We start from the raw sequence: 22,798 nt of genomic DNA, 5'->3' as shown, positions 1-22,798 counted from the left end.
TAGGCTGTCTTCTCAATTACGGTTTTTCAGGATCATTAGGCCCGTTTTTTGTATAAATCTTTACGCACATCCCTCTGTGCATTTCCTCGGCCTGGCGTCGGAAAACTTTTGATTTTAGTGGATAACCTTAGTAAATTGTGTGAACAGCTCCCTGAATGGTGTGCACAGGAATGTGAAAAGATGTGGATGAATATACAGCAAAAAAAATTTTCAGAACCCGATTTCTTACCCCATATTCGCTCCCCCTTACTTCGTTGGTAACAATTCCGTAACATGGGCGAAGGGTCGAAGTAAATAGTCCGGGAGACAATCACTTACTAACTAAAAAATCGAGGAAAAGACGACTTATGGACCTGACAAGCTTGAATAAAGACCGGAAGAGGAGAAAGACTTCGATCGACATGAGCACCATGGTATACGGAAAGGTACCTCCCCAGGCAAAAGAGCTGGAAGAGGCCGTATTAGGCGCCATCATGCTGGAAAAAAGCGCTTTTGATACCGTTACCGAGATCATCAAACCCGAGTGTTTTTATGTAGAAGCAAACCAACTGATCTTCAGGGCCATGCAGAGCCTGCAGCAAAAGAGCATGCCCATTGACATCCTTACGGTGGTGGAAGAGCTGAAAATGCAGGAGAAGCTGGATATCGTAGGCGGCCCTTATTACGTAACCAAACTGACCAATGCCGTTGTATCTACTGCCAATATCGATGCCCACGCCCGCATTGTACTGCAGAAATTCATCCAGCGCGAACTGATCCGCATCAGCGGGGAAATCATTGGTGATGCTTACGAAGATAGTACCGATGTATTCGACCTGCTCGACGACAGCGAGACCAAGATGTTCAACATCACCAACAATTACCTCAAGAAGAACTTTGAAGATATTGGCAATGTACTGGCCAAAACCATCAACCGGATCGACGAGCTCCGTACCAAAACAGACGATATTTCCGGTGTTCCCAGCGGTTTCGGTACACTCGACCGCGTTACTTACGGATGGCAGAATACCGACCTCATCATCCTGGCTGCCCGTCCAGCCGTGGGTAAAACCGCATTCGCCCTCAACCTGGCCCGCAATGCCGCTTTGCATCCCACCAAACCTACTCCGGTGGCTTTCTTTTCATTGGAAATGGGCGCCGGCCAGCTGGTGCAAAGGATATTGAGTGCCGAGAGTGAGATCAAGATGGAGAAAATTAGCCGGGGCAAACTGGAAGAATACGAATACCAGCAATTGCATACCAAGGGCGTTAAAAAACTCGAAACAGCGCCCATCTTCATCGATGATACGGCTGCGCTGAACGTGTTTGAATTCAGGGCCAAAGCCCGGAGGCTGGTGAACAAGCACCAGGTGGGACTCATCATCATCGACTACCTGCAGTTGATGAGCGGCATCGGCGACCGGGGCAGCAACCGTGAACAGGAGATCAGTACCATTTCTCGGAATCTCAAGGCCCTGGCCAAAGAACTGAATATTCCCATCATTGCCCTCAGCCAGTTGAGCCGTGCGGTAGAAACCAGGAAGGAAAGCAAGATGCCTCAGCTCAGTGACCTCCGCGAATCGGGCGCCATTGAACAGGATGCCGATATGGTGATGTTCATTTACAGGCCCGAATACTACGAGATATCCAGCAATGAACAGGGCGAAAGCACCCAGGGCGAAACCCATGTACGCATAGCCAAGCACCGGAACGGTTCACTCGAAACCATCAAGCTGCGCGCCAAGCTGGAGATACAGAAATTCGAGGAATGGGGAGACGATGGTGGCGGATTCGGTGGCGGCAGTTGGAAACCCATCGCTCCGCAGGGCGGCGCACCAGGCGCCGGCGGAAACGAAGGCAGCAAATTCTTCATTCAGAAAGGCAGTAAGATGAATGGTGGTAACTTTGACGATGGATTCGACAATGAAGCTCCATTTTAAACCATGACCCTTCCATTTTTTTATGAGCCGTTACTTGCATCGTCTAACGGGCACTTCCAATTGAGCGAAGAAACCAGCAAGCATTGCATACAGGTATTGCGCATGAAGACAGGTGAGCAATTGCAACTTACCAATGGCAAAGGAGCACTGTTCAAAGCACGTATACTAAGTGAAGACAAAAAGAAAGCCGTAGCGCTGATTGAGGAAGAACTCTTATCGCCCCGTCATCTTAAAAAAATAAGTATCGCTGTTTCACTGCTAAAAAACCCGGCGCGCTTTGAATGGTTCCTGGAAAAAGCCACCGAGATCGGCGTAAGCGAGATCATCCCCCTGCTCTGCGAGCGAACGGAACATACCCGCTTTCGTATCGACCGGATGAAACAAATACTGGTATCGGCTATGCTGCAAAGTCAGCAGGTATGGCTGCCCACACTGCGCGAACCCGCTCCTTTCAAAGAAGTGCTGGTATCTACTGCATACGGACTCCGGCTGGTAGCGCATTGTGAAGACGATGCGAGGAACAGCATCACAGAACTCCCTCCTTTCAGCGACGCGCAAATACTCATTGGTCCGGAAGGCGATTTCACCCCCCATGAAATCAAGACAGCGATGAACCATCATTACCTGCCGGTTACCCTTGGAGAAACCAGGCTGCGCACCGAAACGGCAGGTGTGGTAGCTGCTACGCTGCTCGTGAATAAATAGCCTACTTTTATATGTAAAGAATCCATATATTCAATCTATGAAGTGTTATGTGATCCCGGCCCTGTGCCTTACTGCGCTTGTTTATTGGGGATGCAACAATATCCGAAAGAAAAAAAATCCCGTCAACAGGGATACGAGCATTACCCATGTCACTTCGTTCAATACATTGTTCCTTGAGAACGGAGAATTGAATCATTTCATTGCCACTAACCCCGACTATGCTGCCTATACCGAGCAGTTCAATGATTTTTACAAACACCGCAATTATGAGTTCGCCTGGTTCGACTCAACAGGACTCACTGAGCAAGCGTATAATTTCATCAACCTGCAAAACAATTATATCAGTCAGTTCGATGACAGTTCAATTTACAATGCGCGGCTTGCCCAATTGTACAATGGTTTCGTCAACAAAAAATTCTATCCGCAACACAGCGATTCACTGGTAATGAAGACCGAGTTACTCCTTACCGGTCAGTTCTTCCGCTATGCTTCTAAAGTGTACAAGGGCAGCGATATCGACGCTGCGGAACTGGGTTGGTTCATCCCTCGCAAAAAGATCAACATCACTGCGCTCCTCGACTCTGCTATTCGCAACAAGACTGCCGAAGCAGAAGCATACGCTCCGCTCAACCCGCAATATGAGAAGCTGCAGCATTTTCTTGCAGTTTATTCTCAACTGAGCAAAACGCCGGAACCAGATTCTGTTGCTTACTTATCGAAGCCATTACGCAGGAAAGATTCTTCCGAAAGCATTCTAAAGATCAAGACGAGGCTTGCCCTGTTTGGCGATCTTGCACATAACGACAGCACCCCGCTTTTCGATACTACCTTGTTGCGCGCTGTGAAATCTTTTCAACGAAGAATGGGACTCAGCGTAGATGGCATCATTGGCAATAAAATGCTGGAAGAACTGAATGTGCCGCTTAAACAGCGCGCACGGCAGATATCCATCAACATTGAAAGGGTACGCTGGATGCCCGCTGAAAAAGACACCAATTATATATTGGTGAACATACCCGAATACAAAATGCATGTATTCGACAGCGGCCATCTTCAATTCGATATGAATGTGATCGTAGGAACATCGGCCAACAGCACCGTTATTTTCACTGGTAAGCTGAAGTATATTGTATTCAGTCCATATTGGAACGTACCAGAAAGCATCGTAAAAAAAGAGATACTGCCCGCAATTCAAAAGAATCCCGATTACCTCGCTAAGAACCACATGGAAATTTACGGTAAGACTGGGCCTGTTCCCAATATCCGCCAGAAACCGGGCGGGCCTAATTCATTAGGGCTGGTCAAATTCCTCTTCCCCAACAATTACAACATTTATTTTCACGATACGCCTAACCGTGAGTTGTTCACGCAATCCAGCCGGAGTTTCAGCCACGGTTGTATCAGGCTGGGTGAGCCTAAAAAATTTGCACAATACCTGCTTCGTTCCGATACCAGCTGGACTGAAGTGAAGATTGATTCTGCAATGCACCAACCCAAAGAAAAATGGGTACCACTCAGCAAAGGCGTTCCTGTTTTCATTACGTATTTCACCGCCTGGGTTGACAAAAACGGACAATTGAATTTCCGCAAGGACATATACGGGCATGATAAAAAAATGGAAGAGAAACTTTTCCTGTAACAACAATCACTACTTCAGTACATTCGCTAAACACAATTGTTCAGCATAAATTTTTGTTCATGCGCCTGATAACCGTAAAAGATAAAACAACGGTCAATGATTTCCTAAGGGTGAATGTCCTGATGAACCAGGGTAACCCTTGTTATATCAGGCCGCTTGATAAAGAGGTAAACGATGTATTTGATCCAGCCAAAAACAAAAATTTCAAATATGGAGAAGCGCATCGTTGGATATTAAGGGATGAGCAGGATCAGCCTATTGGCCGTATCGCCGCTTTTACCAATACTAAATACATCAACAAGGGAACAGATTTTCCAACAGGAGGCATCGGATATTTCGATTGCATCAACGACCAGCAGGCAGCCAATATACTGTTCGATGCAGCCAAAACATGGCTGCAGTCGAAAGGCATGGAAGCAATGGACGGGCCTATCAATTTTGGCGACAGAGATAAATGGTGGGGGCTGATGGCAGAAGGATTCGATAAAGAACCTATGTACGGTATGTCTTTCAACCCGCCTTATTATGAGCAATTGTTTGAAGGATATGGCTTTCAGAATTATTACAACCAGTTTTATTATTCCATGAAAGTGGATGATCCTTTGCCACCTCGTTTCCCGGAACGCCATGCCAAATTCAAGGCCAAACCGGGGTATGTGGCAAAGCATGTTAACCTCAACGAACTGGAAAAATACGCAGGCGATTTCGCTACCGTGTACAATGCAGCATGGGCGCAGCATGGAGAAGGAAAGGAGATCACCAAAGAACAGGTGCTCAAACTATTCAAATCCATGAAGCCCATCATGGATGAACGGGTTGTTTGGTTTGCTTACTACAAAGAAGATCCCATTGCCATGTTCATCAATATTCCCGATGTGAACCAGTACTTCAAACATTTCAGTGGCAAATTCGGTCTCCTGCAAAAACTGCATTTGTTGTGGCTGAAGAAAAGAGGCATCAACAAGCGGTTAACCGGGCTCGCTTTTGGCGTGGTGCCCAAGTACCAGTCGCTCGGCATTGACAGCTTTATGATCTATGAATCGGCCCTGCTCATCCAGAACAAAGGCTGGTACGAAGAATATGAGATGGGCTGGGCAGGCGAATGGAATCCGAAAATGCTCAATGTTTACAAAAGCCTGGGAGGCGTTCCGAGCAGAAGGATGATAACTTATCGTTATTTATTCGATCATACCAAAAATTTTGAACGCCATCCCGAAATGGAATATAAAATTTAATCACGTCATCCTGAGCGAACGAAGTGAGCCGAAGGACCCGCTGGCGGGTTGGGGCAGATCCCTCGGCTGCGCTCGGGATGACGTTCCCTTTTATTATCTTGCACCTTGTATATGGATAATAAGTTCATCGTTTCAGCCAGGAAGTACAGGCCGCAGAATTTCAATACTGTGGTGGGTCAGTCGCATATCACTACCACGCTTAAAAATGCCATCCGGAACAACCAGTTGGCACATGCTTTTTTATTCTGTGGTCCGCGCGGTGTGGGCAAAACCACCTGTGCCCGTATCCTTGCCAAAACGATCAACTGTACCCAGCCCACAGCCGATGGAGAAGCCTGCAATACCTGCGCCAGCTGTGTTTCGTTCGATGCAGGTACTTCACTCAATATCCATGAACTGGATGCCGCCAGCAACAACTCGGTAGACGATATACGCTCACTGGTAGAACAGGTGCGGTTTGCGCCGCAAGCGGGTAAATACAAAGTATACATCGTGGACGAGGTGCACATGCTCAGTGCCAGTGCTTTCAATGCTTTCCTGAAAACACTGGAAGAGCCGCCCTCTTATGCCATCTTCATATTAGCCACTACCGAGAAACATAAGATATTGCCTACCATACTCAGCCGGTGCCAGATATTCGATTTCAAGCGCATTACCAACAACGATACAGTTGAGCATTTACAGGAGATCGTTGACAAGGAAGAGATACAGGCCGAAAAAGCCGCACTCCAGGTGATCGCACAGAAAAGCGAAGGCTGTATGCGTGATTCACTGAGCATACTGGATAAGATCGTGAGCTTCACCAATGGTACGGTTACTTACCAGAATACACTGGAACACCTCAACATACTGGATGAAGATTATTATTTCAAAATGCTCGATTGTATGCAGCAACAAAATATGGCGGGTGCCATGTTACTGTACGACGAGATCAACCGCAAAGGTTTTGAAGGCGATCTTGTATTGAACGGTTTCGCTGAATTCATCCGCAACCTGCTGGTATGTAAAGATCCTAAATCAGCCGCCTTGCTGGAAGTAGTGGAAGGCCTGCAGGAAAAATATACGGCCACTGCCAACAAAGTTGGTATCTCTTACCTTGTAAGCACCCTGAACATATTGAATGAAGCGGAGATCAATTTCAAAATGGCGCGTAATAAACGCCTGCACGTTGAACTCACACTCATCAAACTGAATTTCCTGCAGCAGGCCATTGAACTGTCGGCAGACAATGGCACAGTGGTAAAAAAAAAGCGCATTGACGGACCGGTTGCATTCCGCATTCAACCGATAGCGCCTATGTTGTTGAAAACAAACGGCGACACAGCTCCTGCCGGATCTAAATTATACATCGAACAAAAACCTGCTGCTCCTGCACCGGCTAACTCGCCGGCCAATACTGTTCCCAGGCCTATAACGCCTGCAACAGCTCCTCCGGCAAACAATTCCAGGCCGGTTCCCAAGCCTGCCCCGCCACAAGGGAACAAAAAAAACCTGCTCGATGCTTTGCGTGAAAAATATGGTGATCAGTATGCCATTGAAGAAGTAAAAGAAGCAGAAGTACTGAAAATGGACAAGCTGCGCGAGTGCTGGGATGCATATACGGCAGAACTGGAACGGCAAAAAAAACATTCTTCTGTAGGCACATTCAAAATAGCTGTACTGACCATTGAAAATGATATGCGCTTCACCGTATCAGTGCCCGCTCTTACAGCTCAAAAATTCGTGGAACAGGAAAGGATGATGCTCATCGATCACCTGCACCAGGCATTCAATAACCGCAGCATTAGTTTTTCCATATTGGTAGATGCTTCAGAAAAAGAAGAAGTGCCCGCCCACATGCGTATGAACAGCAAAGAAAAATTCGAACGTATTGCGGAACAATACCCGCTGGTAAAAGAGCTGAGAGATAAATTGAAACTGGAGATTGATTATTAAAATCCACCGTCATCCCGAGGTCGTCACCCTGAGCGAACGAAGTGAGTCGAAGGGCGAAGCCGAGGTATCTGCCCGAGCGTGCAGCAGCCCATTCGGCTCGCTTCGCTCGCTCAGGGTGACGTTCTTTATATCTTTTTCGCTTTTACAAAACCATTCTTCATCAACCACTGCAATACTTTCTCCCGTTGATCGCCCTGCACAATGATCTCAGCGTCTTTTGCGCTACCTCCTGTACCGCAAAAATTCTTCAATTTCTTACCCAGGTCTTCCAGGTCTGTTTGCGTGCCGATAAAACCTGTGACCAACGTTACCGCTTTACCGGCGCGCTGTTTGGTATCGAGCTTGATCTTCAGTAATTGTTGCGCAGGCGGCAATGTTTCCGATACTTCTTCTTCCTGCTCGAAATGAAAATCGGGGTTGGTACTGTACACAAACCCTCTGGTATCCGGTTTATTCTTTTTACTCATGGTTATTCCGTTCAATCATTCAAAACTGGCTTTGAGGCTCAGGTCCAGGCTCTGTGCCTGGTGAATGAGTCCTCCCACACTGATATAATCCACGCCCGTTTCTGCATAAGTTTTCAGGGTATTCAGATTGATACCCCCACTGGCTTCTGTTTCAAAACGGCCATCGATTACCTGTAAAGCCGCACGTATCTGTTCGGGTGAGAAATTATCGAGCATGATGCAGAACACTTTCCCTTCGCCAATGGCACAAACCTGCTTCACATCTTCCACACTCCTGGTTTCCACTTCTATTTTCAATCCGGGCTTTTTGCGCTGAATATACTCCCATGCCTGGTTGATGGCAGGTTCCAGTCCGCCCGCATAATCAATATGGTTATCCTTCAGCATGATCATATCAAACAACCCAAACCGGTGATTTGTACCTCCGCCAATGCGAACCGCTTCTTTCTCCAGCAGCCGGAAATTAGGCGTTGTTTTACGCGTATCGAGCAGGCGGGTATGATAGCCCTTCAATTGCGCCACATACCGCTGGGTGAGGGTGGCAATACCGCTCATACGCTGCATGCAGTTCAATACGAGCCGCTCGCATTGGAGTATGGTATGAACGGTGGCTTCCACTTCAAACGCTTTCTCTCCTACTTTCATCGGCTCGCCGTCTTTTTTAAAGGGATGAAAAACCACATCCTTTTCCACCTGCCGGAAGATTTTTTCCGCCACTGCCACGCCTGCCAGTATACCGTCCTGTTTGATCTTTAAAACCGCTTTCCCTTTTTTTCCAGCGGGAATCACGGCCAGGGTGGAATGGTCTCCATCTCCTATATCTTCCTGTAAAGCTTCTTTTACAAGGTGCTCCAATTGTTGATCGAATGATTGCATGGCTGCAAAACTAGGATTAAAATAAAGAACCCCGCCGAAGCGGGGCCCTGTCTGTCAGTTTATGAGAATTATGAAAGTCCGGCTAACTGATGCGTATCGTAATGATCTGGTAGCGGTTGTCTTTCTGCTTCAGCATTACGGTAATGTTGTAATTCTTGTTGCTTGTTTGTAATTTACCGGTGAGGTACATAGTATTACCCAACTCGCGGTCTGATTGCTTATCGAAACCTTTCACGCCGTTTTCAGCAAAAAATGACTTAAGCGCTATAGAAGCCTGGTTTTTGCCCATGTTTTTCACTTCATCTTTGTCCAGCAACTTCATATCGATAAAATCATCAAAGTGATCGGCTATTCTATCGGCATTGACCGATTTAAAAGCCTGAACCACAGCATCAGCCCCGGGTGACTGGGCAGGAACTGCCAGTGACACCATCAATGCCCATACCGTTAATAAAAACATCTTTTTCATGATATTCAGTGTTATCTTACCTTTCAAATTGCCAAAAACATGCCAAATTTGCACGCAGCGTGTTCGACGCTAAAGTTAATATCAATTCATCAAACCCAAACAGCGTAGTTTTAAACAAGATGAGCAACAAAGTAATCCTGGTGATCATGGACGGATGGGGACTCGGTAAAGTTCCTTATGCCGACGCCATTCAACATGCAAAAGTTCCTTTTGTAAGTTCTTTATATCAAAAGTATCCTAATACCACATTGATAACATGTGGAGAAGATGTGGGCTTGCCCGACGGACAAATGGGCAATAGTGAAGTGGGTCACCTCAATCTCGGTGCCGGCCGCATCGTGTACCAGGAGTTGCAACGCATCAATGTTGCCATACGTACCGGTGAATTTGCAAAGAATGAAGTGTTGTTGAACGCTATCCGTTATGCCAAGAGCAATAACAAGCCTTTGCATTTACTCGGACTGGTAAGCGATGGCGGTGTGCATTCCCATACCAGCCATTTAAAAGCCATCTGCGATGTATGTAAGGCGGAGGGACTTAGCCAGGTGTTCATCCATGCGTTCACCGATGGAAGGGATACCGATCCTAAAAGCGGACTGGGCTTCATCACTTCATTGGAAGAACATTTGAAGCAATCTGCAGGTACCATCGCTTCCGTAAGCGGACGTTATTATGCGATGGACAGGGATAAGCGATGGGAAAGGGTGAAACTGGCTTATGACTGCCTGGTAAAAGGTGAAGGTCCCACTGCCACCAGTGCTGTTGCCGCCATTGAACAATCTTATACCGCAGCAATAACAGATGAGTTCATCAAACCCACCGTGATCGTTGACCAGGCGCAACAACCATTGGCGCTGATCAAGGATGGCGATGTAGCGCTCTGCTTCAATTTCCGCACCGATCGCTGCCGTGAGATCACAGAAGTGCTCACGCAACAGGATCATGCCGATTTCGGTATGCATAAACTCAACCTGCATTATACCACCATGACCCTGTACGATCACAAATTCCAGAACGTACATGTGGTGTTTGAAAACGACAACCTCAATAATACATTGGGTGAAGTTTTGGCGGCCAATGGTAAAAAACAGATTCGCATTGCGGAAACAGAAAAATATCCGCACGTTACTTTCTTTTTCAGTGGCGGACGGGAAGATGTTTTCCCCGGCGAATCACGCATCATGGTTCCTTCCCCCAAAGTAGCTACCTATGATTTGCAGCCCGAGATGAGCGCTGTTGAAATAACCGACAAACTCGTTCCTGAAATAGAAAAAGAATCGGCCGATTTTATTTGCCTCAACTATGCCAATACCGATATGGTGGGACATACCGGCGTATTCACAGCAGCCATCAAAGCAGCGGAAACGGTAGATGCCTGTGTAAAAAGAGTGGTGGAAGCAGGATTGGCGCATGGCTATACCATTTTCCTCACAGCCGATCATGGCAATGCCGATTTCATGATCAATGAAGATGGCAGTCCTAATACAGCGCATACCATGAACCCGGTTCCCTTCTTCATCATCGACAAAGAATGGAAAGGCCCCATTAAAAACGGAAAACTTGGTGACCTGGCTCCTACTATTTTAACTGTGATGGGATTACCGATTCCGAAAGAGATGACGGGAAATGTGTTAATTTAAATGCCAAATAGATACTGTTTATGAAAATATTGAAAAGGGTCGGACTGGTATTGCTGGTTTTATTGGTGATATCCCAGGCTTTCAGGCCAGATAAAAACCAATCGGGTAATACTGCCAACAGCATTGATAAAACTTATCCTGTGCCTCACGATGTGCAGGTAATACTGGCCAAAGCCTGTAATGATTGTCACAGCAACCTTACCCGTTATCCCTGGTATGGAGAAGTGCAGCCTGTTGCCTGGTGGCTAGGCGATCATGTTAAAGATGGTAAACGCCACCTCAACTTCGATGAATTCAACAGTTACCGTATTGGCAAACAATACAAGAAATTGGATGAATGTATCGATGAGGTGAAGGAAGGCGAGATGCCGATCGGGTCATACACCCTTATGCATAAAGATGCCGTACTCACCGATGCAGAAAAACAAACGCTCATCAATTGGTGCGCTGGTATCCGCGACAGCATCAAAGCAAAATATCCGGCTGATAGTCTTGTTATTAAACGCAAAAAATAGACAGCCCATAAATACAAAAGCCTTCTAAATAGAAGGCTTTTGTATTTATGATTTATGGGTAATTAATTCTTCCTTTTGTGTAACCAACTTATGTTGAGTTCCTTCAGAAACCCTTTCAAACTAAGATCTTCGTCTACTTCTGGCCAATGGATTCCGGCACCATTCCCAATTAAGCTGAAATTTTTCAATTGTTGAACAGAGGCCTTTTTAAGATTTGGGTACTGATGAGTTCTAACAACAAAAGTGGTATCATTCGTCAGGTGAATAAACATTTTCCTGTACGTTGGACTAAATTCCAATGATTGAATCTTCAAACCTTCATTATAAATGAGGTTTTCAATAGCATCATATTTATTGTGAGAAGTAATCATTCCACTTTTGTTGTAAAATTACGAATTTGTTTGAAATTATTTCCATGATCTGACGTTCTTCTTTTAAGGAAAAACCATCTGTATAAGCAATTCTAATCTCAGGTTCCAGCCATATCTTTCCTATAGCATTTCCCCTTTTTAGATGGATATGCATCGGCTCTTCATTTTCGTTGCTATAAAAAAAGAAACGAAACCCATTCTCTAACAAGACAGTTGGCATACTGCAACTTACCTTGTTAGTAGATTGGCACATTAGGTACTTTCCGCAAAAAAAGGTAATCAAGCCTTCATTGCAGAAAGTTTTTAATTTTACCTGCTAACTTTTTAATTGTACAACATGTTGATCCGAAAAGCTGTTTATCTTGTTTCCAGTCCTTCTTTTGACAAATGCCCTAAGGCCGACAGGCCCGAATATGCGTTCATTGGCAGAAGTAATGTAGGCAAGTCATCACTCATCAACATGCTGGCCGGTAACCAGAAACTGGCCAAAACATCCGCTTCACCCGGCAAAACCCAGCTCATCAACCATTTTGATGTAACCAGTGCAGCTGCTGAAAAATCACCTTCAGAGAAATGGTACCTGGTAGACCTTCCCGGTTATGGATTTGCGAAAGTCTCGCAATCGAGCCGTAGAAAATGGGAGCAAATGATTGAAAACTACCTGCGTAAGCGCGAAAATCTCACTATGGTCTTCGTGCTCATCGACAGCAGGCACAAGCCGCAGAAAATAGACCTTGAGTTCATTAGTCAGCTCGATAAATGGCAGGTGCCTTTTTCGCTTGTATTCACTAAATCGGATAAAGAAAAACCTGGCGTTGTGAAAGCCAATGTACAGGCTTTCTTCGATGCCCTGCTGGAGACCTGGCAGTTCCTTCCCAGACATTTTGTAACAAGTTCAGAGAAAAAACAGGGAAGAGATGACCTTTTGCAATTCATTCAGGAATGCAATCAACGATAATTGCTCGATGGCCAAATACACAATGGCTCAATGGGGGGGACAAATGCCTATTGCTTCAAAAATCATTGAGCAATTGAGCATTGAGCCATTGAGTCATTATTAATTGACTACTTTGTCTGCACAGCAGCTACTGGCAAAAGCCTCCGGTTTGGCCTTGAAAGCAAAGCCCATACCCAGGATATAACCCATGGCTTCACGCAGGGCGTCATTGCTTTTGAAATGCGGATTGGTGTTGATGTCGGCATGCACTTCCATATCCACCTGGTACTTGATGAAAAGGTTGCACAGTTCGTAAGCGATTTCAACACTCTTGGCTACTTCAACCAGCATTCTTTCCTTGATGTGGAATTTCTGCTTGGTCTTTTCGTTGTGGATGTACATAAAGCCGCCATTGTGCTCCCGAAGAAAAACGATCACAGTGGCAAATTCGGTGTCATCTCCTTTTACCTGGCTATCGGTTCCAATACAAACTTTCAGCCGGGTGCCATTAGCCGTTTCTCTTTTGATGGCCTCTTCTACCGCATTTTTGATCGGTAGCTGAATGGTTTCTCCATTGAATTTTCTCCAACGCATATAAAGAAGGTTTTTGTAAGTTACCGATTAATTGGCGGAGAAAGAGCAACATAAAAATATCTTATTGTTAACAGACGTGGAAAAACCTGGCATTTCCGGGAAGCAACTTTGTCATTTTTTGGAGATTTGTACGGAAATTGACGGGTAAGAACACACCATCAAACCCCGACGAATGAAATTACTCTTACAATACCTCAAGCCTTATAAATGGCTGGTAGCATTGGCTTTATTGCTGGCCGCCATCAACCAGACCTTCTCCCTTTTCGACCCCATGATCTTCGGTAAGCTGATAGACCAGTATGGCATGCATGTTAAAATTGCAGCCAACGGCACTACGCGCACAGAAAGTCAGTATATCAACGGTATCATGTTCATGCTCCTGCTGCTGGTGGGTACTGCCATGGTAAGCCGCATCGCCAAGGCCTTCCAGGATTATGTGGTGAATGTGATCATACAGAAATTCGGGGCGCGGATCTTTACCGACGGACTCAAGCATTCCATGCGGTTGCCTTACCAGGAATTTGAAGACCAGCGCAGCGGTGAAACGCTTTCTATCCTTACCAAGGTGAGAGCCGATACCGAAAAGTTCATCGGGTACGTCATCAATGTACTTTTCAGCATCATCGTAAGTGTGATATTCGTGACCATCTACGCTACCAGGCTCCACTGGTCCATCATACCCATTTACCTGGGTGGCGCACTGCTGATCGCTTTTGTGACCAACCTGCTCAGCAAAAAAATTAAGACCATCCAGAAAAAGATCGTCAAGGAAACTACTTCGCTGGCGGGTTCTACTACTGAAAGCCTGCGCAATATTGAACTGGTAAAAAGCCTGGGGCTTACCAACCAGGAAGTGAATCGCCTCAATACAAATACCTACAAGATACTCGGACTGGAACTGAAAAAAGTGAAGAGTATCCGTTCGCTCAGTTTTATACAGGGCACTATGGTGAATTTATTGCGACAGGTAATTACTTTCACCCTCATGTGGCTGATCTTCAGAGAGGTGCTCACCGTTGGGCAATTGATATCATTGCAGTTCTACAGTTTCTTCATCTTCGGCCCGTTGCAGGAAATTGGCAGTATCATCATGAGTTATCGCGAGGCCGAAGCCTCACTCATCAACTTCCATAACCTGATGGAAAAAGAAGCGGAACCAAAACCGGCTCATCCACGTCACGTAGGTGTGGTTGAAGAGTTGGAGTTCAGGGATGTGGTATTCAAACACCAGACCGCACAATACAGGGCGCTTGATGGCATTTCTTTCGATGCTAAAAAGGGAGAGACCATTGCATTTGTTGGCCCTTCGGGCGCAGGAAAAAGTACGCTGGTAAAACTATTGGTAGGATTGTACCGCCCGCAGGGAGGGCATATTTTATACAACGGCGTGAACGGTTTGGAAATAAACTTCGATGAGATGCGTAACCAGATCGGTTTCGTAACACAAGACACGCAATTGTTTGCCGGCACCATTCGCGAAAACCTGCTCTTCGTTCATCCCGAAGCCAGTGATGCCGACCTGGTGGAAGCCTTGCACAAAGCCAGTTGCGATGGCCTGTTGCAAAGGGCAGAGAAAGGAATTGATACCATGATCGGGGAAGGCGGACTAAAACTGAGTGGTGGTGAGAAACAAAGACTCTCCATTGCCCGTGCTTTGCTGCGCCATCCGCACTTACTCATTTTCGACGAAGCCACTTCAGCGCTCGATAGCATTACCGAAGAAGAGATCACCAATACGATCCGCAACATTTCATTGGAAAAGGAACAGATCACAGTGATGATCGCCCACCGGTTGAGTACCATCATGCATGCTCACCGCATTTATGTATTGGAAAAAGGCCAGGTAGTGGAAACAGGAAGTCACGAACAGCTTCTAGCAGAAAAGGGATTGTATTATGCTATGTGGAGACAGCAGATCGGTGAGCGTAAGATCATGAGCAAGGAACCGGCCCTGGTCAATTAGTCCTGTTCATTCTTTTTCAAAACGGCGCTTGATATGATCGCAGGGAACAGCAAGGCAGGTGTATTGATGGTGATATCCATACTACCAATATAAAAATGAATTCATAAAAAGAAACGCTGCCGTGGCAGCGTTTCTTTCATTCGATCATATGTTAGCAGTTAGGATTTTTTTAAGCTATAGCTGATGGGAAAGCTCAGCTTGAAGGAAATATTCCGTCCCATATTGTAAATACCATTGCGGCCGGTGAAATTGCCCGGATAAGGTTCAAAATATTTAAGCCTGCTCAGGTGATCCTGGTAGCCTGTATTTAGCAGGTTATTACCCAGGATATAGATGCTCACCCAGGGATTACCTCTCCTGTTCACAAGGCTTCCTCCCAAACCAGCATTCAACAACGCATATCCCGGTGTAGCTGTCTCCGTTCCGTAAGCAGTGAAGACCCTGTTTTGTGCGGCATAATATTCTGCCTGCACTTTCGCAAAACCGTGTTTGATACCGGCGTTTTTGATATCAAAATCAAAGCGTAGTTCCGAAACACCATGTACTGGTGGAATAAAGGGCAGATAGCGGGTACTGTCCGCATCTTTTGATCCGGCACTCTTGTTTTGCGCATACACAATAGAAAGGCTGTTTTCGAAATGCAATGCCTTTACAGGATGCAGGTCAACACTCAGTTCACCACCATACAGATCGGCCTTGCCCGACTGGTATTTGAAAGTCTGGTTACCAGTTACTATCACCGAATCCTGTCCGTTCGCAGCCAGCAATTTCTGGTTATAAATATAATTGCTGATGCTGTTGTTGAACAGGTTCAGTTGTATCACCGCGTATTTGGATGAATACACAAACCCCAGATCTTGCTGCAAACTGAACTCAGGCTGGAACTGGTCATTACCAATTTGGTAAATATTAGTTCCGGGATGCACGCCGTTGGCGGATATCTCTGCAATATTGGGCGCCCTGAAACCTCTTGCCAGGTTGAACTTCACGGAGAATTGTTCGGAGAAATTGTAAGTGGCGCCAATACTTCCGGAGAAGCCGCTGAATGTATGGCTGTATTTATTGAAAACAGCCGTATCTGCTGCTGTAACTGGTCCGTAATAAACTTTGTCAAAACCTGTTACCGGATCGGGTTTGGTGTAAAGGGCATTGTTGTTGAATGAACGGATATCATAACGCAATCCTCCTGCAATATCCAGCTTGCCAATGCTCTTCTTCAACAAAGCAAAGGGACCAAAATCGAATTGTTTGTAAGAAGGAATGATGAAGTCGGTTCCTTTTTCAACATGATTTTCCTGGTACATGCCATTGATACCGATGCTGGCATTCCAGTTGTTTTTTTCTGCGAAATGGTATTTGACGTCATAGGTGTATGAATTCAGTTGAAGGAATAGCCCAGGGATAGTAGATAATACCGGGTGACTGTATTCCCTGCGCACACTCCGCTGGAATCCCAGATTCACGTCGAGCCGGTCGTTGCCAATGATGAAATTATTATTGAGGAATGCACGGTAGTGCTGCACATGCTGGTGTATCGTGTTGATACTATAACTATTCAGTTCAGATGCAGGTACAATGGGACGAAGCGTATCTGCTTCCGTAATCTGTTTGGTAAAAGCCCTGGTAGCACTGTCGCGACTACCATCGGGTATCTCCTGTAAATTATCGAACAATACCAGGTTGAGGTGAGAGTACCCCCATTTACCATGCAAACCAAGAGATGCATTCGCGTCGGTTTCACTGAATCCGGTACCATATACTCTTCCATCGTATTTGTTCTGGTAATTGGTAGCTTGTTTGTGAGAGATCCGTCCCGACCATTCAAAACCATTTTTGGCAGCGCCCAGCATAGCCGAACCACCCAGGTATTTGTTATTGGTCTGGTATTCCATGGTAACATTACCGATCATTTTTCCCTCTGGCGCTGAAGGTACGGGTATGAGGTTCACCACACCTGCCAATGCATCGGAGCCATAACTCAGGCTGGCCGGTCCTTTGATCACTTCCACTTTGTCTATAGCATAGGCGTCTACTTCGATACCGTGCTCATCACCCCATTGCTGGCCTTCCTGCCTGATACCATCGTACAACGTAAGGATGCGGTTATAACCCAGTCCGCGGATGAAGGGTTTGGATACATTCGGGCCGGTAGTTACAGCACGGATACCCGGCACTTTGGCAATGGCATCAATGGCATTCGTGCTGAGGTTTGAAGTCAGGTAATCGTGACTCACCGTTACAATGGGAACCGGGTTTCGTTTGATCTGTGTAGCTTTGGAGGTTCCGGTAACCACCACTTCACTGATCTCGGTAGCGCTTTCTTCCAACTGAAAATCCTGGTTTACATCGCCCCTGATCAACACATTTTTGGCAATGCTTTTATAACCTTCAAATTTTACTTCTACTAAAAAAGTTCCTGCGGGCAGTTTTTTAAACTCATAATGCCCGAGCGAATCTGCCGCAACACCCAGTTTCAGGTCAGGGATCAATATCGCTGCCCCGCGCAATGGTTGATGGGTTTTGTTATCGGTTACCACCCCTTTCAGCGTTTCATCACCAAAAAAAACAACAGGTTTTGCGGTTGCAATGATGAAGGAAAAAATATTTACACACAACAAGAGGCTGAAAAATTTCATGGCCTTTTTCATACGCGATGAGATTATAAACAGAATGATAAAAACAACCGGTTGTGCAGTAATGCAACTTTCCGGCCAAATCTTAGAATGAGGATATTATACTACTTTAAGCGTTCAACGCAGGAGGGCCTCGAAGAAAAGATACATATGGAGTGACGGTATGAATAGAAACAAAATGTTGATCCTGGTAAACAACGAACACAGGAACAACTGCATAATCAATGGTTGCAGGTTGATAAACAAAAGGTGTTTGCACCACCAATTGTTCACAGGGACAATGATAACCGGCCTTACTCAATTGGCTGGCGCTCTTGTCTTCCCTGGAAAAATTTATTGCAGTCGCGTCCCGGTGGTTGGCAACCAGGTTGTGCAGGAATTTTTTAGGGGTGATGCTGAAAGCGAAAAACAACAGCAACCATCCTGCCAGTAAACGATGTATGACCGATGAGGGGTGCAATAGCTATTTGTTACATTGTTGCAAAAATAGGAAATATGGTTGATTTACAATACTTCTTTTTGTATTTGTTCTCCAGTATAATTCCGGCTCTTGTTGTCAGTGGCATGTACAGGATGGACGGGCTTTGGCAATTATAACTTTACTCCCATATTATAAAACACAAAACTCCAAATGTCTGCTGCTTCATCTATCAGTTTAGAAGTAGGCTTACCTCCGCCATGTCCGGCTTTATTGTCAATGCGAATCAATACCGGATTATTGCAACCTTGGGCTGGTTGCAAAGTTGCCGCAAATTTAAATGAATGCGCAGGTACCACACGATCGTCATGATCGGCAGTAGTAATCAACGTTGCCGGGTAACAAGTGCTTTTTTTAATATTATGCAATGGAGAATATTTCACCAGATAATCAAACTGCTCTTTTTTGTCGCTACTGCCATATTCTACCGCCCAACCCCAGCCCACAGTGAATTTATGATAACGCAACATATCCAATACGCCTACTTGTACAATGGCTACTTTATACAAATCCGGCCTTTGCGTTAAACAAGCACCGGTCAACAAACCACCATTGCTTCCACCCCGGATAGCCAACCTTTCAGGGTTTGTGTATTTTTCTTTAATCAAATATTCGGCAGCGGCAATTAAATCATCGAATACATTCTGTTTTTTATCCAACATTCCGGCTTTGTGCCAACTTTCTCCATATTCACCGCCGCCACGAAGATTGGCCTGACAATACACGCCTCCGTTTTCCAGGAATACCATATTAGATACAGAAAATGCCGGTGTGAGATTAATATTGAAGCCGCCGTAAGCATATAGCAAAGTCGGGTTGTTGCCATTTAATTTCAATCCTTTTTTATACGTGATGAACATCGGCACTTTAGTTCCATCTTTACTTGGGTAAGCAACTTGCTTGGTTTCATAATCCTCCGGATTGAACTTCACTTCCGATTTACGGAACAAAGTAGATTTGCCTGTTGCTATATCATACTTAAAAATAGTGACAGGGTAAGTAAAAGACGTGAATGTGTAGAAGAAGAAACTATCTTCTTTCTTGCAGCCAAATCCAGCAGCAGTGCCTACTCCGGGTAATGCTATTTTTCTCTCCAGCTTACCGCTGTAACTGTATTGATTAATCAATGTATTAGCATCTTTCAAATAGTTGGCAAACAATTTCCCGCCACCGGTTCTTACACCATCCAATGTTTCTTTTTGCTCGGGAATAATGGTTTTCCAATTAGAAGGTTCAGGATGCGCGGGATCAAGCAACACTACCTTGAAATTAGGCGCTTCATTGTTTGTATGTAACAGAATCCTGCTGCCAACATTATCTATTACGCCTGCATTGGTTTTAAAGCCCGAAATAATAGTTGTAAAGTCTCTTGCGTTTTCATCATGCAAATCTTTTACTTTAATTTCTGCCCCATCTGTTCCTTCTGAAATGCTCAATACCAAAAACCGTTGGTCTTCTGTGAGCCCTGCCCATACATAACGCAAAGGATGTTCTTTGTCCTGATAAATTAATCTATCCTCGTTTTGCGATGTGCCTATTTTATGATAAAACACTTTTTGATATTCTGTTTTAGCTGAATATTTTGTCTTTTCATCAGCCGGTTTATCATAACCATTGTAATAAAATCCATCATCTCCTGACCAGCTCATATCGGTGAACTTCACATATTCAATTTTATCTTTCAGCAGCTGCTTTGTTGCAAAATTCATTACATAAATCTCTTGCCAATCACTACCCGAAGCAGCAACAGCGTAGGCGAAATATTTTTGTTTTTTGGAAAATGCAGTTGCTTGCAACGCGACAGTTCCATCGGAAGATAATTTGTTAGGATCAAGCAAAACTTCGGGTGCTCCGTTTAATCCTTTTTGCACATATAAGACCGATTGATTTTGAAGGCCATCGTTTTTACTAAAAACAAACCACTCTCCTATTTTATGAGGCGCCCCATATTTGGGATAGTTCCACAATTCTGTCAGGCGGCTACGAATCTTATCTTTGAACGGAATCTTTGAAAGATATTCATGTGTAACACTATTTTCTTCTTTTACCCATGCTTTTGTTTCTTCACTGGTGTCATTTTCTAACCAACGATACGGATCATTGATTTGGGTGCCGAAATAATTATCCGTTTGCTCTACCGTTTTCGTTATGGGGTATTGAATTGGTTGTCCATTCAGAATTGCAGAAGCTGATAGTAGTATTGCAATAGAAAAGATTATCTTCTTCATGTTTTTGTTTTATAGATGTTGGTAGCAAAAAAAATATGGCAACCCTAAACGTCAGCCATTAGAAAGTTAGTAAAAAAATTATCAAACCTTTTCTTGACCGGCAAGTTTTGTCGACTGGCAGAAACCGCCTTTCGTCTGGTAGAAATGATCTGTTGACCGAACGGAGTCAGCTGTCGACCAAACAGAGCCACTTATCAATCGTACAGTGAGTTCTGCAGTCTGGAAGAAGCCACCAAACGTCAGACGGATGTGATCTGACTCAAGACAGATGTGATCCGCCTGGAGGCGGACGCGGTCTGACTGGAGACGGGCGAGATCCGCCTGAAGGCAGATGCCACCAAACGTCAGGCGGATGTGATCTGACTCAAGACGGATGTGATCCGCCTGGAGGCGGACGCGGTCTGACTGGAGACGGGCGAGATCCGCCTGAAGGCAGATGCCACCAAACGTCAGACGGATGTGATCTGACTCAAGACGGATGTGATCCGCCTGGAGGCGGACACGGTCTGACTGGAGACGGGCGAGATCCGCCTGAAGGCAGATGTCACCGGATGTCAGACGGATGAGTTCTGTCGACTGGCAGAAGCCGCTGGACTGCCAACAGAAACGTAGGGTCATGGTATTAACGCGCTTTCAGCATGGTATGCACCTGCTGGGTGGCCATATTCTGTAAGCGGGCATAATAAACGCCCGTTGGGAGATTACCGCTGTCGAACACTATTGTGTAATTACCTGCCGTATAATCTTTATCAACAAGGTTCGCAATCACTTTACCACTGGTATCCATGATCTGTACCAGGGTATGCCCACCGGAAGTTTTGAAAGTGATCACGGTGGAACTGGTGAACGGATTGGGGTAGTTGCTGATAAGTGTTTCTCCCGAAAGGTTTATCGGCTTTTTGCAGGATACCGTGCTCACCAGCGGAAGCATTTGAAAATTCTTGAGCATGATCTGCTGCAGGTCTTTTTCATCAACACAAAGCCAGTTAGATAATAAGGTAGCATACACGCTCCTGAAATCGTATTGAAAAGGGAGATTGTCGTTCACACTCACACTGGCTGCAATATTGGGTGTATCGCCCAGTACACCACCAATTACATTCTTTCCGAAAATAAACATAGGCGCCGCAGATCCATGGTCGGTTCCTATGCTGCCATTGCTTTTAATGCGCCTGCCGAATTCAGAGAAAGTCATGCCTGTTACCCTGTCGTCTACTTTCATGAATTTGAGATCATCTTCAAAAGCCTTGATCGCATCGCTTACATTCTTCAACAAACGGGCATGGTTACCGGTGGTATTATCGGTACTGTCTACCTGTGCAGAATGCGTATCGAAACCGCCATAATTCACCATATAAATGCGCGTTTGCAAACCGCCGCTGATAAGCCTGGCTACAATTTTCAATTGGTCGGCCAACGAATTATTGGTAGGATAGGTAACCTGCTGTGTTACTTTCGATGCCGCATCTTTGATCACGGCCGCATATTGCTGTGTTTGCTGCGCCACCATGCGCACGAACTTCAACTCTTTACCCGCCGGCGTTTCCGGTGCTGGGTCCTGTACACCATTAATAAGGTTGTAGAAATTATTGGTATTGCTGATGCTCATGCCCATGCTCACTGCCGGTCCCTGTAAAGTCAGCGATGTGATAGAACCAATCTGGATAGCCAGCGGGTCGCGCATGCTGGCATTAGGATAACCGTTGGGAAAATTGGGATATTCATAATTCAGGTAGCGTCCTGCCCAGCCACTGTTGACTGTTACATTGCTGTCGCTGCCACTCATCCAAATATCTGTTGCCCTGAAATGTGAAAAACTGGGTTGGGGATAGCCTACTGAATGCACTAGTTTCACCCGCCCGTCGTTGAACATATTTTGCAGTCCCGTCATGGCCGGATGCAATCCTACTTTTTGCGTGCCACTCAAAGACAATACCGATTGCTGCGGAATGGCAATATTGCTCCTGGCATTGGTATAATTACTATAATACTCGAGGGGAATGACCGTGTTCAGTCCGTCGTTACCCCCACTGAGCTGAATAATTACCAGCACATGGTCTGTTTCGGTGGTAGGCAGGAACATGCCCTGCATCAACAGGTCTTCAACGCTGAATGCTTTTACCGATAATCCCCCCAGCAGTGAAGGGATCAGTACTCCGGAATTGCGTAAAAAATCTCTTCTCTTCATTTGAAT

At 45.5% G+C, this 22,798-nt stretch carries 20 protein-coding genes; 9 read left to right on the top strand and 11 right to left on the bottom strand.

From position 1 onward, the window contains the following. The first annotated feature begins 347 nt into the window (after nt 1–347). The 5 genes from dnaB (at nt 348) to SEDOR53_RS0106390 (ending at nt 7,433) form a co-directional block, all read left to right on the top strand. Nucleotides 348–1,919 (top strand): replicative DNA helicase, encoded by a 1,572-nt coding sequence (gene dnaB, locus SEDOR53_RS0106410; RefSeq protein WP_026768982.1) that lies wholly within the window; start codon nt 348–350, stop codon nt 1,917–1,919. Between the two features lie 3 nt (nt 1,920–1,922). Further along, the gene (locus SEDOR53_RS0106405) at nt 1,923–2,624 is read left to right on the top strand and encodes a 16S rRNA (uracil(1498)-N(3))-methyltransferase (protein ID WP_026768981.1); all 702 of its coding nucleotides are present in this window, start codon (nt 1,923–1,925) and stop codon (nt 2,622–2,624) included. A gap of 37 nt (nt 2,625–2,661) precedes the next feature. Beyond that, complete coding sequence (locus SEDOR53_RS0106400; RefSeq protein WP_026768980.1) at nt 2,662–4,263, top strand: murein L,D-transpeptidase; 1,602 nt, start codon at nt 2,662–2,664, stop codon at nt 4,261–4,263. A gap of 59 nt (nt 4,264–4,322) precedes the next feature. Then, the gene (locus tag SEDOR53_RS0106395) at nt 4,323–5,498 is read left to right on the top strand and encodes a hypothetical protein (protein ID WP_026768979.1); all 1,176 of its coding nucleotides are present in this window, start codon (nt 4,323–4,325) and stop codon (nt 5,496–5,498) included. A 111-nt stretch (nt 5,499–5,609) separates the two neighbouring features. Next, complete coding sequence (locus SEDOR53_RS0106390) at nt 5,610–7,433, top strand: DNA polymerase III subunit gamma/tau (RefSeq protein ID WP_026768978.1); 1,824 nt, start codon at nt 5,610–5,612, stop codon at nt 7,431–7,433. Nucleotides 7,434–7,558: 125 nt separating this feature from the next. On the opposite strand, the gene SEDOR53_RS0106385 is transcribed toward SEDOR53_RS0106390, so the two are convergent. From SEDOR53_RS0106385 to SEDOR53_RS0106375, 3 genes are all read right to left on the bottom strand, one after another. Then, nucleotides 7,559–7,900, bottom strand: a complete 342-nt coding sequence (locus tag SEDOR53_RS0106385) for a translation initiation factor (RefSeq protein ID WP_026768977.1) — start codon at nt 7,898–7,900, stop codon at nt 7,559–7,561. Between the two features lie 15 nt (nt 7,901–7,915). After that, nucleotides 7,916–8,776, bottom strand: a complete 861-nt coding sequence (gene nadC / locus SEDOR53_RS0106380; protein WP_026768976.1) for a carboxylating nicotinate-nucleotide diphosphorylase — start codon at nt 8,774–8,776, stop codon at nt 7,916–7,918. Between the two features lie 82 nt (nt 8,777–8,858). Then, on the bottom strand, nt 8,859–9,245 hold the full coding sequence (locus tag SEDOR53_RS0106375; RefSeq protein ID WP_139173875.1) for a DUF4783 domain-containing protein: 387 nt from the start codon (nt 9,243–9,245) through the stop codon (nt 8,859–8,861). Nucleotides 9,246–9,364: 119 nt separating this feature from the next. Here SEDOR53_RS0106375 and gpmI point away from each other — a divergent pair, with 119 nt between their 5' ends. Further along, nucleotides 9,365–10,885 (top strand): 2,3-bisphosphoglycerate-independent phosphoglycerate mutase, encoded by a 1,521-nt coding sequence (gene gpmI / locus SEDOR53_RS0106370; protein WP_026768974.1) that lies wholly within the window; start codon nt 9,365–9,367, stop codon nt 10,883–10,885. A 20-nt stretch (nt 10,886–10,905) separates the two neighbouring features. Then, nucleotides 10,906–11,400, top strand: coding sequence for a heme-binding domain-containing protein (locus tag SEDOR53_RS0106365; protein WP_084220389.1), 495 nt, complete (start codon nt 10,906–10,908; stop codon nt 11,398–11,400). A gap of 62 nt (nt 11,401–11,462) precedes the next feature. Here the strand turns inward: SEDOR53_RS0106365 and SEDOR53_RS19455 are convergent, their stop codons facing one another. Together SEDOR53_RS19455 and SEDOR53_RS0106355 are read right to left on the bottom strand one after the other, a co-directional pair. Continuing rightward, complete coding sequence (locus tag SEDOR53_RS19455; RefSeq protein ID WP_051347902.1) at nt 11,463–11,771, bottom strand: DUF2442 domain-containing protein; 309 nt, start codon at nt 11,769–11,771, stop codon at nt 11,463–11,465. Beyond that, nucleotides 11,752–11,991, bottom strand: coding sequence for a DUF4160 domain-containing protein (locus SEDOR53_RS0106355; RefSeq protein ID WP_026768972.1), 240 nt, complete (start codon nt 11,989–11,991; stop codon nt 11,752–11,754). The genes SEDOR53_RS19455 and SEDOR53_RS0106355 overlap by 20 nt, the downstream gene beginning before the upstream one ends. A gap of 117 nt (nt 11,992–12,108) precedes the next feature. Here SEDOR53_RS0106355 and yihA point away from each other — a divergent pair, with 117 nt between their 5' ends. Further along, the gene (gene yihA / locus SEDOR53_RS0106350; RefSeq protein ID WP_026768971.1) at nt 12,109–12,729 is read left to right on the top strand and encodes a ribosome biogenesis GTP-binding protein YihA/YsxC; all 621 of its coding nucleotides are present in this window, start codon (nt 12,109–12,111) and stop codon (nt 12,727–12,729) included. A gap of 99 nt (nt 12,730–12,828) precedes the next feature. Here yihA and SEDOR53_RS0106340 read toward each other — a convergent pair whose 3' ends face one another. After that, the gene (locus SEDOR53_RS0106340; RefSeq protein WP_026768970.1) at nt 12,829–13,302 is read right to left on the bottom strand and encodes a ribonuclease H-like YkuK family protein; all 474 of its coding nucleotides are present in this window, start codon (nt 13,300–13,302) and stop codon (nt 12,829–12,831) included. A 172-nt stretch (nt 13,303–13,474) separates the two neighbouring features. Between SEDOR53_RS0106340 and SEDOR53_RS0106335 the strand changes: the two genes are divergently transcribed. Then, nucleotides 13,475–15,265 (top strand): ABC transporter ATP-binding protein, encoded by a 1,791-nt coding sequence (locus SEDOR53_RS0106335; protein ID WP_026768969.1) that lies wholly within the window; start codon nt 13,475–13,477, stop codon nt 15,263–15,265. A gap of 158 nt (nt 15,266–15,423) precedes the next feature. Here the strand turns inward: SEDOR53_RS0106335 and SEDOR53_RS0106325 are convergent, their stop codons facing one another. From SEDOR53_RS0106325 to SEDOR53_RS0106305, 5 genes are all read right to left on the bottom strand, one after another. Beyond that, nucleotides 15,424–17,913, bottom strand: a complete 2,490-nt coding sequence (locus tag SEDOR53_RS0106325) for a TonB-dependent receptor (protein WP_026768968.1) — start codon at nt 17,911–17,913, stop codon at nt 15,424–15,426. A 94-nt stretch (nt 17,914–18,007) separates the two neighbouring features. Next, nucleotides 18,008–18,358 carry a hypothetical protein gene (locus SEDOR53_RS0106320; protein WP_026768967.1) on the bottom strand — a complete coding sequence of 117 codons (351 nt, stop codon included), beginning with the start codon at nt 18,356–18,358 and terminating at the stop codon, nt 18,008–18,010. Nucleotides 18,359–18,489: 131 nt separating this feature from the next. Further along, nucleotides 18,490–20,604 (bottom strand): prolyl oligopeptidase family protein, encoded by a 2,115-nt coding sequence (locus SEDOR53_RS0106315; protein WP_026768966.1) that lies wholly within the window; start codon nt 20,602–20,604, stop codon nt 18,490–18,492. A gap of 81 nt (nt 20,605–20,685) precedes the next feature. Then, nucleotides 20,686–21,222 carry a hypothetical protein gene (locus SEDOR53_RS0106310; protein WP_026768965.1) on the bottom strand — a complete coding sequence of 179 codons (537 nt, stop codon included), beginning with the start codon at nt 21,220–21,222 and terminating at the stop codon, nt 20,686–20,688. A 4-nt stretch (nt 21,223–21,226) separates the two neighbouring features. After that, nucleotides 21,227–22,792, bottom strand: coding sequence for a DUF1501 domain-containing protein (locus tag SEDOR53_RS0106305; RefSeq protein ID WP_026768964.1), 1,566 nt, complete (start codon nt 22,790–22,792; stop codon nt 21,227–21,229). Nucleotides 22,793–22,798: the final 6 nt, after the last annotated feature.

This window comes from Asinibacterium sp. OR53, from assembly GCF_000515315.1.
GTDB lineage: Bacteria > Bacteroidota > Bacteroidia > Chitinophagales > Chitinophagaceae > Sediminibacterium.
Note: the sequence above shows the minus strand (reverse complement) of the source record. Positions and strands in the feature narration are given on the sequence as shown.